This window comes from Paenibacillus sp. FSL R10-2796, from assembly GCF_037965315.1.
Classification (GTDB): Bacteria; Bacillota; Bacilli; order Paenibacillales; family Paenibacillaceae; genus Paenibacillus_AQ; species Paenibacillus_AQ odorifer.
Genome location: NZ_CP150178.1, coordinates 950356 through 967176, shown reverse-complemented (window position 1 = coordinate 967176; position 16821 = coordinate 950356). Strand labels below are relative to the sequence as shown.

The 16821-nt window shown below is 42.0% G+C and carries 18 protein-coding genes; 8 read left to right on the top strand and 10 right to left on the bottom strand.

The annotated features are described in order from the left end of the window. Window positions 1-197 precede the first annotated feature (197 nt). From bshB2 to NST58_RS04365, 4 genes are all read right to left on the bottom strand, one after another. Window positions 198-851, bottom strand: coding sequence for a bacillithiol biosynthesis deacetylase BshB2 (gene bshB2 / locus NST58_RS04380; RefSeq protein WP_038574105.1), 654 nt, complete (start codon window positions 849-851; stop codon window positions 198-200). A gap of 23 nt (window positions 852-874) precedes the next feature. After that, a complete protein-coding gene (locus NST58_RS04375; RefSeq protein WP_076128602.1) occupies window positions 875-1219 on the bottom strand; it encodes a YojF family protein in 345 nt (114 codons plus the stop codon). Between the two features lie 233 nt (window positions 1220-1452). Beyond that, window positions 1453-3333, bottom strand: a complete 1881-nt coding sequence (locus NST58_RS04370; RefSeq protein WP_312148542.1) for a PAS domain S-box protein — start codon at window positions 3331-3333, stop codon at window positions 1453-1455. A 112-nt stretch (window positions 3334-3445) separates the two neighbouring features. After that, on the bottom strand, window positions 3446-5143 hold the full coding sequence (locus NST58_RS04365; protein WP_339246448.1) for a hypothetical protein: 1698 nt from the start codon (window positions 5141-5143) through the stop codon (window positions 3446-3448). 152 nt (window positions 5144-5295) lie between these two features. Between NST58_RS04365 and NST58_RS04360 the strand changes: the two genes are divergently transcribed. Both NST58_RS04360 and NST58_RS04355 read left to right on the top strand, forming a co-directional pair. Continuing rightward, window positions 5296-6006: a hypothetical protein gene (locus tag NST58_RS04360; protein ID WP_248549440.1), complete on the top strand. Its 711-nt coding sequence runs from the start codon at window positions 5296-5298 to the stop codon at window positions 6004-6006. Between the two features lie 95 nt (window positions 6007-6101). Further along, window positions 6102-6707: a hypothetical protein gene (locus tag NST58_RS04355; RefSeq protein WP_139329906.1), complete on the top strand. Its 606-nt coding sequence runs from the start codon at window positions 6102-6104 to the stop codon at window positions 6705-6707. A 114-nt stretch (window positions 6708-6821) separates the two neighbouring features. On the opposite strand, the gene NST58_RS04350 is transcribed toward NST58_RS04355, so the two are convergent. Beyond that, on the bottom strand, window positions 6822-7271 hold the full coding sequence (locus NST58_RS04350; RefSeq protein WP_339246446.1) for a VOC family protein: 450 nt from the start codon (window positions 7269-7271) through the stop codon (window positions 6822-6824). 100 nt (window positions 7272-7371) lie between these two features. Here NST58_RS04350 and NST58_RS04345 point away from each other — a divergent pair, with 100 nt between their 5' ends. Then, window positions 7372-8310 carry a YafY family protein gene (locus NST58_RS04345; protein ID WP_339246444.1) on the top strand — a complete coding sequence of 313 codons (939 nt, stop codon included), beginning with the start codon at window positions 7372-7374 and terminating at the stop codon, window positions 8308-8310. A 44-nt stretch (window positions 8311-8354) separates the two neighbouring features. Here the strand turns inward: NST58_RS04345 and NST58_RS04340 are convergent, their stop codons facing one another. Beyond that, window positions 8355-8792 (bottom strand): Lrp/AsnC family transcriptional regulator, encoded by a 438-nt coding sequence (locus NST58_RS04340; protein ID WP_076185110.1) that lies wholly within the window; start codon window positions 8790-8792, stop codon window positions 8355-8357. A 138-nt stretch (window positions 8793-8930) separates the two neighbouring features. Between NST58_RS04340 and NST58_RS04335 the strand changes: the two genes are divergently transcribed. The 3 genes from NST58_RS04335 to NST58_RS04325 all read left to right on the top strand — a co-directional run bounded on the left by NST58_RS04335 (window position 8931) and on the right by NST58_RS04325 (window position 11412). Beyond that, window positions 8931-9515, top strand: coding sequence for a carbonic anhydrase (locus NST58_RS04335; protein WP_076302910.1), 585 nt, complete (start codon window positions 8931-8933; stop codon window positions 9513-9515). Between the two features lie 39 nt (window positions 9516-9554). After that, entirely contained in the window at window positions 9555-9998 is a 444-nt protein-coding gene (cynS, locus tag NST58_RS04330; protein ID WP_076302909.1) for a cyanase, read from the top strand. Window positions 9999-10098: 100 nt separating this feature from the next. After that, window positions 10099-11412 carry a purine/pyrimidine permease gene (locus NST58_RS04325; protein WP_339246441.1) on the top strand — a complete coding sequence of 438 codons (1314 nt, stop codon included), beginning with the start codon at window positions 10099-10101 and terminating at the stop codon, window positions 11410-11412. A 2-nt stretch (window positions 11413-11414) separates the two neighbouring features. Here the strand turns inward: NST58_RS04325 and NST58_RS04320 are convergent, their stop codons facing one another. Beyond that, complete coding sequence (locus NST58_RS04320; protein WP_339246438.1) at window positions 11415-12089, bottom strand: winged helix DNA-binding protein; 675 nt, start codon at window positions 12087-12089, stop codon at window positions 11415-11417. A 168-nt stretch (window positions 12090-12257) separates the two neighbouring features. Here NST58_RS04320 and NST58_RS04315 point away from each other — a divergent pair, with 168 nt between their 5' ends. Next, window positions 12258-12881 carry an NAD(P)H-dependent oxidoreductase gene (locus NST58_RS04315; RefSeq protein ID WP_339246435.1) on the top strand — a complete coding sequence of 208 codons (624 nt, stop codon included), beginning with the start codon at window positions 12258-12260 and terminating at the stop codon, window positions 12879-12881. Window positions 12882-12901: 20 nt separating this feature from the next. On the opposite strand, the gene NST58_RS04310 is transcribed toward NST58_RS04315, so the two are convergent. The 3 genes from NST58_RS04310 to lpdA are packed head-to-tail and all read right to left on the bottom strand — an operon-like array spanning window position 12902 to window position 16057. Continuing rightward, entirely contained in the window at window positions 12902-14053 is a 1152-nt protein-coding gene (locus NST58_RS04310; protein WP_339246432.1) for an ABC transporter permease, read from the bottom strand. After that, a complete protein-coding gene (locus NST58_RS04305; RefSeq protein WP_076308495.1) occupies window positions 14037-14666 on the bottom strand; it encodes an acetyl-CoA carboxylase biotin carboxyl carrier protein subunit in 630 nt (209 codons plus the stop codon). The genes NST58_RS04310 and NST58_RS04305 overlap by 17 nt, the downstream gene beginning before the upstream one ends. Then, entirely contained in the window at window positions 14663-16057 is a 1395-nt protein-coding gene (gene lpdA, locus NST58_RS04300) for a dihydrolipoyl dehydrogenase (RefSeq protein ID WP_339246428.1), read from the bottom strand. The genes NST58_RS04305 and lpdA overlap by 4 nt, the downstream gene beginning before the upstream one ends. Window positions 16058-16251: 194 nt before the next feature. Here lpdA and NST58_RS04295 point away from each other — a divergent pair, with 194 nt between their 5' ends. Further along, window positions 16252-16818, top strand: coding sequence for a TetR/AcrR family transcriptional regulator (locus tag NST58_RS04295; protein ID WP_076185118.1), 567 nt, complete (start codon window positions 16252-16254; stop codon window positions 16816-16818). The last annotated feature ends 3 nt before the right edge of the window (window positions 16819-16821 follow it).

Below are 16821 nucleotides of genomic sequence, written 5' to 3'. Positions count from 1 at the left end.
ACCTTTCAATTGTTAGTATCTTCTATATCGGATAGTCCTTAGTAATTTTTTAGGTCAAATTACCCGTGTCTTAAGGCCTCGCCTTAAATTCCCACCGTCCCCCGCTGAAAAGTTGAATATTCACATACAAAAACGGCGATCTATCACCGGTTAAGCACCGACAACAGATCACCGCTAAAATTCTGACTAGATCATTATCATTCAAACGGATAAATCCAGAAATGTTCTGTTCCAAAACGAGCTTGGATCTCTTTATCATTTAAAGGTTTGCTTCCCAACAACTCAGCAGCTTGGAATTGGGAACGATGCGCCTGAATGGACGCCATCTTGTGCTTGAGGAAATCTCTCACATCATTGATAACCTTTGGCTCCCCAATCTCTACAATATTATTAGCAAAAGCTATACAGTGAACAGGAGGTCTTTCTTCCTTTGGAAGTCTTGCAACGGTTCGGATCACTGCGGCTCCAGTAGCATCGTGATCAGGATGAACGCTGTACCCTGGATAGAAAGTGATGATCAACGAAGGTTTAAGCTCTTTCAAGAGCGCATCAATCTGCCCATCGAGCAAGACTTGATCTTCGAATTCTATCGTCTTGTCGTGAAAACCAAGCATTCTTAAATCCTGTATGCCAATAGCCTCGCAGGATTCCTCCAGCTCCTTCTTACGTATTTCCGGGAGGGTTACCCGATTTGCGAAGGGCGGGATGCCCATATTGCGGCCCATTTCTCCAAGCGTTAGGCATGCGTAGGTAACTTGGGTCCCATTTTGTATATGCTTGGCAAGGGTACCTGATATACCGAAGGCCTCATCATCCGGATGTGGCAAAATAACAAGAATATGTTTTTCCACAGAACTCTTCATCTCCTCTTCCATTAGAACGGCTCTCGGCTTAATTGTAACGATACGATCAGTTTGCCTTGAGCATCATGTCCAGCCATAATCAATCTGCCTGTCTCACTCTCTTCATAGTGAGTTAGCCCTTCCGAGTAAACCCAGCCCTGCGACATTTTTAAGCCGACCCGATAAGGACCGTTGCCGGAAATCGAACCATGGGAATATCGAATAACAGCATTGGTAATAAAAGTAGCGGCTGGATGCTTCGAACTATCTAAATGGGCAGCGTAGGCTCCCGTTGTCATCTCAAGATGGATATATAGATCCTGATCTTTAAGCAGGTCGATCCTATCTTGTACTTCTGATTGATTGATTAGCTGCAATGTTGCGCCTCCGTCTCTGACTGAATATATACATACAAAAAATAAGATCCATACCTTATAGAAGGACGGATCTGTTATATGATAAGCGGGTCCGTATTTCTCATCAAAGTATAACGTGCAATGCTATGTAATTCAATGGATAGAGCGATCCCCTCCAAGTGTAACAGTAATGGACTGACTTTTTACTGTTCACCTGAAGGGGATAATATCACTGAGAGGTTATGCTGTTTATATTAGATCACAAACTGATCTAACATCTTTACGATGACTTCACGCTTTACAGGCTTGCTGATATACTCGTCCATCCCGGCAGCTAGACAGTTTTCACGGTCACCCTTCAAAGCATTAGCCGTGACCGCGATGATGGGCGGACATTTCTCTTGATGCTCATCTCTTAACATCTTCATAGCCTCTATACCGTTCATAATGGGCATGTGAAGATCCAATAAAATAAGATCAAAGGGTTCTTTCCGTGCTGCTTCAACCGCATCTATGCCGTTTGTGACGGCGATAACACTGTGACCCATTTTTTCGAGTATTTTGGTCAGCACTAGCGCATTGATAGAGTTGTCTTCAGCAAGTAAAATTCTTGCCTCACGTGCGGTATGAAGCTTGTTAATGTTAGCCTCTTGGCTAGGAATTACCACTGATTTCTTGGGCCTGATTGTGAAGGTAACCGACGTACCGCTCTTGCCGTCACTCTCCGCATAGATCTCACCACCCATCATTTCGACAATTCTGCGGCTGATGGCAAGGCCAAGACCCGTGCCTTCATGTCTCCGCATCATAAAGCTATCCACCTGCTCAAACGGTTCAAAAATATCAGTAAGTCGATCAGGATCAATTCCAATGCCAGTATCGGTTACCGTAAAGGCCAGCAGGAAGGGATCATCCTTTACAAGCCTCACTTTTACCGATATGCTGCCCGCGGGTGTGAATTTCACAGCATTCCCTAGCAGGTTCAAGAACACCTGCTTCAAGCGTTCCTCGTCACCGTAAATAAAGTCAGGAACATCATGATTTATGATGCTGGTGAGCTCCAGATGTTTTTGTTCAGCTTTTATTGCAATAACAGAAAAACTGTCCTTGAGGCAAGTTCGCAGATCGAATGTATCCTCTTGTAGCTCGCTGCGGCCTGCCTCAATTTTTGAAAGATCAAGAATATCATTGATTATATTGAGCAGGATTCCTCCGCTTTTGCGAATGATTTCTACATATTCACGTTGTTCTTCATTAAGCTCTGTTTCAAGCAGAATATCAGTCATGCCTATCACCCCGTTCATGGGAGTGCGAATTTCATGACTCATCATAGCCAGGAACTCACTTTTAGCTCTATTCGTGGATTCTGCGGCTTCCTTAGCTAGCGACAATTGCCTTTGCTCGGAAATGTCCTTGCATATAAGGTAAAATCCGATATTATGATTGTTCACATAAATGGGTGCAATGCTGGTGAGCACTTCAACGACTTCGCTGTCCTTAGTGACAAGCTTATTGATATACTGCTCAACTGTATTATCGTAAAGGGCTCTTTCCAGAATGCGCTGGACATTCTCTTCTCCAATCAGACTCGCAAGCTTCATCCCGATCAACTCGGACTCGATGGCATAGCCCGTTATCTTTTCCGCCATACTATTGGTGTTAATGATTCGACCGTCAAGGTCAAAAGAAATGACGGCGTCATGGTTATATTTTTTAAGCGACGTATACCGTTCAACAGACTCCTGAAGGCGTTGCTCGGATTCCTTTTGCTTTGTAATGTTAACGATTTGGCAAATGAAGTATGCTGGCTGGTTCGACTCGTCGCTGAATAGGTGGAGCGTGAGCTGTCCCCAAATATAATCTCCATTTTTTGTGATAAACTGCTTTTCCATCTGCACTTCTGTTTCCTCACCCAAAACTGCTTTTAAATCATGAAGGTTGCCGAAATCCTCGGGGTGAGAAAGGTCTTCTAACCGCATACCCTCAAACTCTTCAGTGGAATAACCAAAAGTCTGCTCAAAGGCCGGGTTTACGGTCAGAATCAAACCATTTGGCGATAAAAGGGCGATCCCAAAGGAGGCGTGATTAATCACCTGTTGGTTGAATTGTTCCTGGTTTAGATTTACGCGATGCATAGCGACCTCCATGGATGATGTGATTTTTGCGTGAAAAAATAGACCTTCTATTTAGAAGGTCCTATTTATAGCTTATAGTCTAATTTACCCACTTTGTTATTAATTGAATCCGTTAATTTAACGGGATCGAATAGAACACTCTGGATCCCTTATTGTTCGTATACCAAATGATTTTGTCCCCACTAATAATAGGACTGCACTCTGATAAGGCAAAATGCTTGATCGTTTGGATGTCGCTAGTAGCTATTCCCGCTCCATCTATAAGAACATATTTCAGATCACCCGGATGATTCTCTTTATCAAACTCCTGCCACAGCACCATCATTTTATCGTCTGTGATTTTTACTAGTTTAGGGATGGATGCGATCAGGTTCGTGCCTACATATTTAGCCAAGGTAATGTGATTCACCGAAGTACTGCTCAGGTTGGACTTGGGCAACACACTAAGTATGACATCCCTTTGGTCCGTTTCTAAACCCACCATCTCAAAAGATGTATACTCTTTGACTAGGGAATGATCTACCGAATTCATAGCGACTATATAGTTCGCCGGGGACATCTCAAATCCGCCTATAGAAACACCCGTCGCGTTCGCTCCGATTTTGCCGGGAATATTAAATAAGTCCACTTCGTTATAACTGGCTCCGTCTCCTTTATTCAGAACAATCGAACGGGGATAAGCGTCGCCATGATCGACTAGAACATGCGCAGTACCATCAAACAATACATATTGGTCAAAAGAGTGACTGACATGATTCTTCTGGAATCTTCCCAGATCATTGGTCACGGTCATGGTTTTAGTATTTACAATAATGGTAAGCTGGGATTGATGATTTAATTTATCTTCTGTCGTGTATCGTGTACGTGAAGTGTGAAATACAAGCGTATCTCCAGCTTCAGCCATCCTGCCGGAGCCTGAATCAAAAGGGCTAACGGTATAGCTCTCCCCACCCTTTATGGAGACACTGTCTACTCTATTGAAGCTTTTATCATAACGGACAATACGAATGACTTCCTTGCTATCATTCTCTTCGCGGTTCTCTTGGCCAAAAGCAATATAGTTATACTTCTCCCCACTAAAGAATCCACCAAACACCGGAAGCTCAAAAGGAATGCTCTTATTGCCTGTTAGTTCGTACTTCTCATTGTACGTTTCAATCGTAAACTCTTTGTTCGCCTCAATAACACTTACAGTCCCATCCTTATTATTCACAAGATAAGAAGAGGCCGTACTTTTCCATCTAGGAAAATAAGAAGATTCCGCATTACTCTCAGCTACAGCCGCCGTCTTTACCCGGTAAGCATGATCTGGGATTTTGGAGAATAACGATATGCGATCAGACTGAACGTCAAATTCAATATCGAACGGAATTTTACCCGCCAAATCTCTCAACTGGAAATAATTGTTATCATCAATATTGTACGCCGTAATAGACTGCAACTGTCCATTGACCAGCACCTTAGAATTTGAAAGCGTAGCTGCATAATTTCTATTGCGGCTATAATAGTTAATTGTTGTTTTCTTTTCGGGCGTATAAGCTTGTCCAGTTATGATCTCAATCGCATTGTTCGCTTTATTCCAAGTGATATCAAACTGGCTGCTCGTTCCCGAGAAATACTCTGCCAAATCGCGTAGTCTGAAATAATTGTTATTCGATATGTTGAACCCATTCAGGTTCCGCTGTTCTCCATCAAAATATGTACTGCTCTCGGTTACCTTAGCCTTCACCGTACTGCTCGCAAAGGTAGTAGTGCCGAGTGCTGGTGTAGCCAGTAATAACATCAGCAATATACTGAAAATCCTCTTCATCCGTCTTTCCTCCATTTAAACATAATTACAATGGCATGCTTTTGGTAATCACAGTATCCATCTATTATTCTTATCGGTAATCGCGCTTAACTTAATTATGAAAACGGGGTATGGTATATAATGGACATAAATTCAAAATACTGGAGGCGTATATGAGTAGAACAAATTATGGTTACTTACTGATCATTCTAGCCTTAATCCTACTGTTGACAGCTTGTGGACCAGGTCCAAAGTCTGGCAATCGATACGAAAAAGATATTCTGAACACACTCTCCCCAAGATACAACCTACAATTCAAAGTAGTAGAACGGACGGGCGTAACCAACAAAGACGGTTATGAGAAACTAATCTTATCTCCCATTAATGATCCGAACATTAAATTTTTTGCCAGTTCCATTTATGCGAAATCATACTATTCAATTTTTCGTTCGGAACAACATCAGGAAAGTTATCTAGACGGTCTTTTCTTTGCTTATGCCCCCTCATTGTACGCCAGACATTTAAATTTCAAGTTCCCTTCTGACTATTTCAGTGAAACGCTGAAGTATGGGGAGATTTACAAATCTACATACGAGAGGGATGGAACCGCACCATATATCATCGATGGAGTTACCGAAAAAGATTTCATTCCGTTATCCAAGGACTTTTATGAGATTATAAAGGGATTCTATCCGCACAGACCACCTTCTCCGAATTTAGTCAATCAGCTCGGTTCCACTATAGAACTTCCATACAGATTTGAAGGCAGTACAAAGCTGCAATTGATCCGCCACAATTTCGCTTCTGCTGAACCATACGACTCTTATGAAATCTATAGGCAATTTGTTAGCAGTTATGAACAGATGAAAGAAGGGAATGAGTGATGAGAGGCTCTTATAAAATCTCCATTCTGATGATCATTTGCTGTATTCTGTTGACAGGGTGCTTCTCGGGGAGTCACAAGTCAGGAGATAAATATGTGAAGAATGCTCTAGCATATATGAAGGCATACTATTTTATTGATTTTGAATATTCAAGAGTCATAGGAAAAAATGACGATGGATCCGACATTTTGGAGCTCTACCCTAAGCTCAATCCAGACATCAAATTTAACTACCAACAGTACATTATCCAGTATCCTCTTCACAAAACTGATAAATATAACGTTTCTAAGAATTACGAGGAAGTCCTCTGGATTAAAAAATATGCAGATGTCTATCAAAGGATTCTGGGTAAACCCGTGAATACCGATGCTATTTGGGAAGCTTATCAGAAAACAGATTTCACCCAAACTAGCTTTCTCGAGTTCCTGAGAACCACCGATTATGTGATTTCAATTCCACCAAATTCAATCCCAGAGTTCTCCCAAAAGATTTATGCAATGTCTCAAGCGATTGCTGAATTCCCAGAGATCAGCCGCGTGGGAGGAAGGCGCATTGATGAACTGCCTTACCAGTTTGAAAATCAAAAGGATCTCTCACGCGCTTACTTTTTATCGAATGATTTCAGTTTTAATGAAGAAACGACCCTTCAGCAGCTCACTCAGCATTATCAATATATGAAGGACACCGGGGAATTGAAATAATTTATATTCCTCAGATAGCACTCTCAAAAAAAGCCGGCCAAACTCAGGACAATACACCTGAAATTAAGTCGGCTGAATATTAAACTAAGTTTGTTTTAGAAGCAGGAAGCTTTTTTAATGTAATCTTTCATCAAACATGAGTTGGATTTGAATACCAAAGGGATCTTCAATGATACCGTAGGCTTTACTAAACACATTGCTAGATAACGGAGCAATAATTTTCACGCACTCGTCTGTGATTAAGCTTTTATAAAAACCTTCAATCCCCTCTAAGTCAGCACTTTGAATACATAATGAAGTGTTATTGCCCACTGTATATTTCTCATTCGTATTCATTGTATCTTCTGCTATCATTATTTTTGTTTTTCCGATTAACAGGACAGAGTGAGTAATATAATCCTTATTTTCATCCGTAAGCTGTATGGAGCTGTCACGCTCTGCTAGTTGTTGATAGGTAACACGTAACAATTCATCTGCATCAAAATGCTTCTTGTAAAATTCTATAGCTTCCTTAGCTCTTCCATTCATCGATAAAAAAATAGCTACTTCTAGGGTTGTACTCATAGTATAAATCTCTCCTTTTTATATATTTGATATCTGGCCTTAAACTTATTATCCTATATAAAGGCATCAAAACATGACACCTTTATAAGGAGTTTTATATATGAAAAAATCAGAACGGTTAAATGACATGATGAGGTACTTAAACAATCGAGAATTCTTTAATTTAAGTGATCTCATGGATAAATACGCTATTTCAAAAAGTACAGCTCTACGCGATATTAGTTCATTAGAACAATTAGGTATGCCTATTTTCGCGGAACATGGAAGACACGGACGTTATGGACTTTTAAAAAACAGATTGTTATCCCCTATTATTTTCACGATAGATGAAGTCTATGCGCTGTATTTTGCCATGCTGACATTAGAATCTTATCAATCTACACCCTTTCATTTAAGTGTTAACAAGCTAAACGAAAAGTTTGAGCACTGTCTATCGAGTACACAAATCAACCAGATTCACAAAATGAAAAAGGTCCTGCAATTCGAAATGTATCAGCATAAGCATGTCAGCCGTTTTTTAGATAAAATCCTAGCAAGTATTCTAAATGAGAGTGCCTGTAACATTGAATATACAAAAGAAAACCAAACAAAACGCTACCCTGTTCAATTCTTTAGGATTTCCGCTAAGTTTGGTCAATGGTATGCCACTGGAATAGAGCTTACGACGAATACATATAGAGTTTTTAGATGTGATCGAATAACCTTCATTGAAGAAAAGGAAAACAAAACTCGTTATTCTATAGAAGAACTTCTTAGTCGTTCATTAGAAATCTATCAGTCTGCGAAAAGTATTGACTTTGAAGTTGGGATTGCGGAACAAGCAAAGGATATTTTTTATAAAGAACATTATCCTTCTATGGAAATAGAGGTGGGTCCGAAAACAGTCATTAAGGGATTCTATAATCCAGGTGAAGAGGATTTCTTGGCTAATTATTTTATGCGATATGGTCATGCTGTTACATCCGTGAAACCTGAAGCCTTAAAACAAATGATTCAGAATAGAATAGAGAATCTCTTACATCATTATCAAAAATTATAAATTGGAAAAAAAAGAGGGGTCTACGCCCCTCTTTTTTGTATGGATTAAGATTTTATTTTTCCGATGGATAGACTCACTCGATAATTCCCATGATTCAAAAGTTGAGCCAGAAATGCCTCAAGCTCCTCATTAGAAGCAAAATGTCCGGTTAATACATAACATCCTTCTCCGCTAATTCGATGCACTTCGGTAATAGCATCCTCTGCCATCACGAACTTCTGAAATAAAGGATGATTGGCTGATTCCACAAAAAATGTAATAAAGGCTGTGATAGACAGACCTAGCTTTGCTTTATTAGTAACGATCGTATATTGCTCGATAACCCCCAAATCTTCTAAACGCCTAATGCGATTTCCGACCGCTTGGCCGGTCATATGTATCTTTTGGCCAATGTCCTTCCACTGAATTCTGGAGTTTTCTCTTAGTAATGCTAGTATCGCAAAATCGATATGATCAAAAATAAAAATCAATCCTTTCGTCATGAAAGCAAATGGACATATAGCGTTTCGCCAACTTATTCAGCATTTAAGCATGAATATCTATACTTAGTTATATCCTGATTCACTAGTTAGTAGCCATTGAAACAGTGATAACTAAAACACTTCAAAGGAGGCCCAAGAATGCTATTACAAGAAATTTTGGAGTATAACGATCAGTTCGTAGAAGACAAGGAGTATCTACCTTATGAGGGAACGAAATTCCCTAAAAAACGCATGATTGTCGTAACATGCATGGATGCTCGACTGATTGAGCTGCTGCCTAAAGCCCTAAACATACACAATGGGGATGCCAAAGTCATCAAAACAGCAGGTGGAACGATTACCCATGCATTTGGAAGCATTATGCGCAGTATCGTAACGGCTGTCTACGAACTGAATGCGGAAGAAATTTATATCATCGGTCACCACAATTGTGGTATGAGTCAAAGCAACCCTGAAGGAACACTTCAAAAAATAATGGATCGCGGAGTCGCGACACCAGAAATTCTTTCTTCACTTGAATATGCAGGTATCGATCTTCATAAATGGTTGTTCGGCTTTACGAATGTCGTAGATTCGATTAGAGGAAACATAGATCTGGTGCGTAATCATCCGCTCATTCCGAAAGAGATAGCTGTTCATGGTCTGGTGATTGCACCAGACACTGGTAAACTCGATCTGATTGTAAATGGATATGAACAAGTAACAGGCCACGACAAGCACTAAGCGATACTCATTATACTAAACTAAAGGGAGCAATGAAATATGAATAGAAAAGAAGCGACACAACAGATATTGGACGCTAAATTTGCAAAAGGATTAACTTGGGGCGAAATCGCAAAGGTAAGCGAGCATTCAGAGAGCTGGGTTGTAACTGCACTGTTGGGTCAAGCAACAATGACACGTAATGAAGCAGATAAAATGGGGGAATTGCTTGAACTCGACGAACAAGTGGTTCAAGCGCTCGCACAAATCCCACACCGTGGTGATGTCATCGATATGCCGCCTACAGATCCAGGATTGTATCGCCTATACGAAATGCTGCTTGTATACGGTCCAACGATTAGAGAACTTGTTTTGGAGAAGCTTGGCGAAGGTATCATGAGCGCAATCGATTTCCAATTCGACGTACAAAAGCAAGAAGATCCGAACGGTGACCGCATCATTCTGACGATGAACGGAAAGTTTTTGCCATATCGCAAATGGTAATAGATTAATAAGCAAGCCACCTTTTAACGATTTCAAATCGAAAGGTGGCTTTCATTTTCCGTATAGATTGTAAAGTTAACAATAGTAAAGGTGAGTTGATATGGAGAATAAACGCGTTACTAATAGTCTCAGTACTGTACAATGGTTTATTTTTTTGCTAGCCAATGCAGTGGCTCTGCCCATTGTCATTGGAGGTATTTTTCAATTGTCGTTTGAACAAATTTCAACCTTAATGCAGCGGACGTTTTTCGTTGTAGGAATCAGTTCGTTTATTCAGGGGTGCTTCGGACATAAATACCCTATTGCAGATGGACCTGCGGGATCATGGGTAAGTATCTTTGTCATATTAGGCAACTTAGCCTTCATTCAAGGGCAAGATCAGATGCATACATTACAAATTCTAGAAGGAGGATTAATCGTAGCCGGTCTTCTTCTCTTCGTATTAGGAACTACAGGGCTAGTTTATAGGCTTCAATTTTTATTTACACCCTTAGTTTCAGGTTCATTTTTGTTCATTCTCTCCTTGCAATTAAGCGGTGTATTAGTCAAGGGCATGCTTGGATTACAGGGAACAAGCGCCGAACCAGATGTTATGGCAGCACTCATATCCTTTTTTATTTTTGGACTTGTTATTTTTCTCTCTATTAAAGGAAGAGGATGGATTAGTAGTTACGCCGTACTGATTGGAATCGGCTTGGGTTCGGGACTATTTGCAGCATTGGGGAAAGTGAGGCTAACATTTACAGCTTCAACTCCCGTCTTGAAGTTCCCTCAAATTTTTGCTTGGGGAGTACCTCAATTCGATCTAGGGATCGTGATTACCTCACTGTTGTTTACGTTTTTGTTAGTATCCAATACAATTTCTTCTATTTCCGCTGTAAAACAAGTAGTTCTGGTTGTACCGAAAGATGAAAAAACAGCATTAAGTCGAGGGATTTGGACGGGAGGGATCTCTCATATACTAGCCGCCCTATTCTCAACGATAGGCGTTGTTCCATTGCCAGCCTCGGCGGGCTTTATGAAATTAACGGGGCAAAAGCGAATTCGGCCATTTCTTATGGCCTGTCTGTTACTAACCGTTATCGCGCTTATGCCGTCCGTTGTCAATGTGCTAGCGTTACTTCCAGCGCCAGTAGCCAGTGCAGCACTTCTAGCTACTTTTGTACAAATCGTAGGGATTGCATTCCAATCCTTTTTGCGGGAACAGCTTGATCATCGCCGATTAACGATACTAGGAATAACGTTGTTGGTGAGCATCGGACTTATGTTTTTGCCTCCAGCGGTATTTCAGAGTCTTCCTTCCACACTTCGATATATTTGCAGTAATGGTCTGCTTGTCGGCACTATACTGGCCATGCTTTTAGAGCAATTGTGGAAGGGTGAAAAGAAAATAAGCCATTATCAAAAAATATAAAGCTAATCAAAAGGGGTGAAAAACATAGCTTGGAGAACTGCCTTAGCCTTTTTGAGGTTACGCGTATCCAGTTGGTTAAGCATGTCTACGATTTGACTCATTTCATCGTTTTTCATTGCCTCAAGAGATTCTCCAGTGTTTAATAGTTCTTCTTCAGCAACCGATTCCGAATGAACCCATGACGCTTCCAAAGTATCCTCGAAGGCTTGGATTATAAATAACAATTCATCTGGGTTATATCTCTGTAGAAACCGGTTTATCCCTTTATTCATCTGCTTATGTAGGGCTAAATGCAAATCGAATATTTCTTTCCCTAGAGGTGTTGTAAGAAACAGCACTTCTTTTTTATTATCGGGGAGAAACTCCGTGCGAATAATTTCTTGTTGCACTAATTTTCTAGTGATTTTGGACACGCTGCCTTTCGGAATTCCGAATTGCTTCGAAATGGTAGTGCCATTCACCGGCTCAAGCTGTCCAATCGCATCTATTACATGCAGCATCATGACTGTGGAGTCTTGGAGGAAATCAATGATAAGGGGATTACTGCAGTTCTGAATCAACCATTCCTTCTCTTCATCATCCTCCGATTGAAATCGCTTTTGTAGTTGGGGAATCATCTCTATCAGTTTTTTTATCAAAATATCCTTATTAGGTAAGTTCTCGAAAGAATGCGTCACTGTTAAGTCTCCTCGTAAATTCATCTTATGCTCATTTTAACAAGACACAGATCATAAATAAAGTTTCCTAGAAATAATATTGACAACAAGGAAACTTAAAACGTATTATTGTTTCCATAGTTAATATTTAATTTCAAGGAAACAATAATACGAAAAGAAGGTATTTATATGAATGTCTTAATTATTTTTGATCATCCATACGGAGCAACAGCGTCCGAGAATGTCCCCCATCAGCGAAGCTATTCCGCAGCCTTATTAGCCTCCGTAATGCGAGGTCTCACCACCAAAGGCCATACGATTGATCTTATCGATCTGCATGCCAATGGATTTGATCCCGTCATGTCGCACGAAGAACTCACTGCTTGGCGGCAAAAGAGAACCACCGACCCGCTAGTCGCCAATTATCAGCAGCGTCTTATAGCAGCGGATCATATTGTCTTCATTTTCCCTATATGGTGGGAAGCCATGCCCGCTCTTACCAAAGGTTTTCTTGATAAGGTATTCGCAAAAGGCATTGTCTACAAAGAAACTAAACCTGGGCGGCCCTTCAAATGCTTGCTCCCGAATATTAAAGGAGTGTCCCTGCTGACCGTAATGAACACGCCCGACTTCTTTTATCGCTGGATTTTTGGCAACCCCATCACCAAAATTCTATTCAGAGGCACCTTCCGCAAAATGGGAATACGGAAGAACCTCCGTTGGTATAATTATGCCGGGATGTCAGATCGCAGCTTAGAAGAGCGGGTGAAGCATCTTGATAAAACAGAACAACGGTTTGCACGACTGGACTAAACTAGACTAGATCAAATTACTCAAGCGCTGACTGATTCTGAGAACTGAATCTCTGGTTTCTTCATCTCCCTAAGCACCAGCAATCCAATGAATAAGGATACAACGCCGATAATCATCAGCAGCGCCCCCAGCTCCTGACTGTAGGCTGTTAGCGCCCCATCCCGAAAAGCCATTCCACGTATGAGGCGATTAAGCCAGTTCATAGGTAATACCCATGCGGAAATTTGAAAGAACTCTGGAAAGGCAAGTGGACTCAGCTGGATTCCAGTAGCAAGAAACGACGGATACAACACGAAATTGGTTCGTAAATTAACTTTGGACACGTCTTTGGCAGTATAACCAATCAACAGACCCATAAGCGACAAGGCAAAGGCATATACAAACAGTGGAATAATAAACAGATAAGGCGCTGCTTCAAAGCGCATTCCCCCCACCTGCTTTAATAAGCCATAACATAGGAGCAGCGAAATAGTGGTCAAAACAGCGTAAGGTACACTGCGAACCCAAATCTGCCAAGGAGACTTCCCGTTTGCAAAGAGTTTCCCCTCCTGCCGCAACCGAGGGACAATTGAACCCGCTGCGCTTGTTGTAATCATCAGCACCACAATATTCACAAATCCAATGACCATAAAACCCACATAACTTGTGGTCGGGTTAAACAACATCCGCTGCTGGAGAGATAACGGAGAAGCAAGCCCTTTAGAGGTTTCGGCATCCACCCCCTTTTGGAGGAGCCGGGTCATAGAAAGAGTCACATTTTCCGTCTGGATGACTTCCTGAATCGCAGTCCGGATGCCGGTTAACCCTGATGGCATTGTATTATCCATTAAGATGCCAATATTCGTTGATATCCCCTGCTGCTGATGTTGCCCCAACTCTTTGGGAAGCATGATGACCGCTACAGCCTGCTCATTTGCTAGTAACGTCTCTGGGTTCAGGCGGCTGGAGTACACATTTGTTACGTTCATATATGGAGAGGCATTTATCTTTGAGATCAGCTGTCGTGAATACGAACTGTGATCCTCATCAATGACAACAACATGCGATTCGCTGATTTGGTTCTTCGAGAACATTAAGCCAAAAAATAGGGCCGCAATAAGCGGACCTATAAAAATCAGGCGTAAATACTTACTGCCCGCCACGTACTTCCATTCGTCAATCAGTGACTTCATCGAGCTTCACCTCCGCTGTCATCCCCGGAAGCAAATCAGCATTCCCATCCATAGTTACACGGACAAGAAACATGCTTAAATCGGCTTGCCCTTTTTCACGTGACATACGTAAGCTCGCAAATTGAGGCGCGGCTGCGATAGATGTAATTACACCTGTCACCTCCGTTGGGTGCTCCAAATATGGAAAATGAACGCCAATACTTTGATTCACCTCTAGCTTTTGGATTTCACTTTCTTGTATGTAGAGATCTGTATAAAAGTTGTTTTTTTGCAAAACCGCCATTGGCATTCCTAGCTGGACTAGATCTCCCGGCTTTACAATAATCTTGTTGACTGATCCGTCCTCCGGCGCAACTACATCCGTTTCTCCTTCAGCAGATTTAACCTTAAACAGCACCTCTCCCTGTTTTATAGAATCACCTGCAGCCACACCGACCTCGACAATTGACCCTGGACTATTCTGATAAAATATTGTCTTCTGCTCCGCATCCAGAATCCCTTGTTTCCTGCTCTCAGCCTGACTGACTGCATCCTTTCCTTTTACAGCAAGAAGCGCCCCTCCAACAATCAGCACAATCGCAATTCCTATATATAGCCCTGCTTTTATCTTCATTTTCCACTCTCTTTCATCACCATTTTTTTAACTGCATTTTCAGCAGCCTCCATAATTACTTCTCCCAATGTGGGATGAGGGTGAATGGTCATCCCCAAGTCCTCCACAGTGGCTCCCATCTCAATAGCAAGAGCAAGCTCCGACACGAGTGTGGATGCCTCTACTCCAACGATTTGCGCACCCACTACGACTCCTGAATTTAGGTCCGCTACAAGCTTGACGAAACCTTCCGTCTCCCTCAAGGCCAAGGCTCTTCCGTTAATCCCAAAGGAGGATTTGCCAATAACCAGCGAAATGCCTCTTGCCTTTGCTTCTGTTTCACTTAAGCCGACACTGGCCAGCTCTGGGTGCGAAAAAACAACGAGCGGGATGGCTCGATAATCAACTTCGGAGGAGAGACCTGCAATGGCCTCTGCCGCAATCTTTGCTTCGTACGATGCCTTATGAGCGAGAGTCGGGCCTGCCGTAATATCTCCAATTGCAAAAATATGCGGGATAGCTGTTCTGCACTGTTCGTCCGTCGCAATCAATCCCCTACTCGTCACTGGCAAGCCTATGCGATCTAGTCCTAAATTGCCGTCTGTATTTGGTTTTCTGCCCACAGTAACTAACACATATTCCGCTGTAACATGCTGCTGTTCCTGATTTTTTAAATAATGCAGTGTAATGGTATCTGCACTCTCCACTACGTCCACAGCTGTCGCTCCGGTAATAATTTTCATGCCATCGGCTTTCAGCTGCGTTCCAACAGGGCTCACAAGCTCCGCCTCAAATCCAGGCAGCACTTGTTCTCCCCCTTCCAGAATCGTTACCTTTGTTCCGAATTTGGCATACATCTGCCCCAGCTCGACACCAATATAGCCCCCACCTATAACTACTAGGCTAGTTGGAATCTCAGGGAGCGACAGTGCTTCTGTGGAAGACAAAATACGTCCGCCAACAGGAAAGGCTGGCAGCTCAATCGGACGAGATCCTGTAGCCAGGATAGCGTTTTTAAAGGATAAGGTTTGCTCCTGTCCAGACTGACTGATGATAGCTGTATGTTCATCAACCAAACTAGCCTCTCCTTCGAAAATGCTCACCCCAGCAGTCTTTAATAAATAACTGACTCCACCTGTCTGCTTATTCACAACTCCTTGTTTAAAATCCTGAGCATTTTTAAAAGATGCTGACGCATCTGCAAAATTGAAAGGACTGAGCAAATCATAGCGATGTGATTCAGCAATTAATGCTTTGGATGGGATACATCCAACATGCGTGCAGACTCCGCCAAGCTGGTTGCGTTCAACAATCGCCGTTTTCATCCCAAGCTGTGCAGATCGCAGCGCCGCCACATAACCTCCCGGACCTGATCCAATGACCAATGTTTCTACGGCTTCAAGCTTACTCATCTCCTGATACCTCCTGTTGAACTTTTTTAAAATATGATGATCGTAATATATTATTACCATCATATTTTAAAACAGTCAATAACCTTGCCTCGCCTTTCACAAGCTAACTTTCTCAGAATCGCTAAATTGACAGGCTTTATTATGACGCCTATAATATTTTAAAAGTAGAACTATGAAGCTGTGGAGTGATTACAATGCCGTATCCCAAAGGTCATAAAATAAAAGTTCGAAATAAAATCGTTGAAAGTGCTGCTCAGGCTTTTCGCACCAACGGTATTCACGATGTAAGCGTTCCGTTCATTATGAAGGGGGCCGGATTAACTCATGGCGGGTTTTATTCCCATTTTGACAACAAAGAACAGCTTGTCGCGGAAGCCTGCCGGTATGCCATCAGCGATACCATCGCACTTCTGCAGAAGGTCGCTGACCAGGAAGAGCAGAACCCCAAAATCAATGCTGTCATTGATTATTATTTAAGTCCGTATCACCGCGACAAAATGGAGATGGGCTGCATTATCCCTGCCCTTTCTAGCGAAATATCCCGTTCCTCAGAAGAAGTTCGGCAGGTATTCACGCAGGAACTGGAACGGATGATTGCTTTTATCTCTAATCTGGCGGGAATTGACGCGTCCAAAGGTAGTGCACTGTTCAGTACTATGGTTGGCTCCCTTGTTCTTGCACGGACGGTTAAAGATCCTGAACTGAGCGACAACCTACTCTCGTCTGGCAAACAGTATGCCAAAGCGCTAGTAAGAGTCTAATAT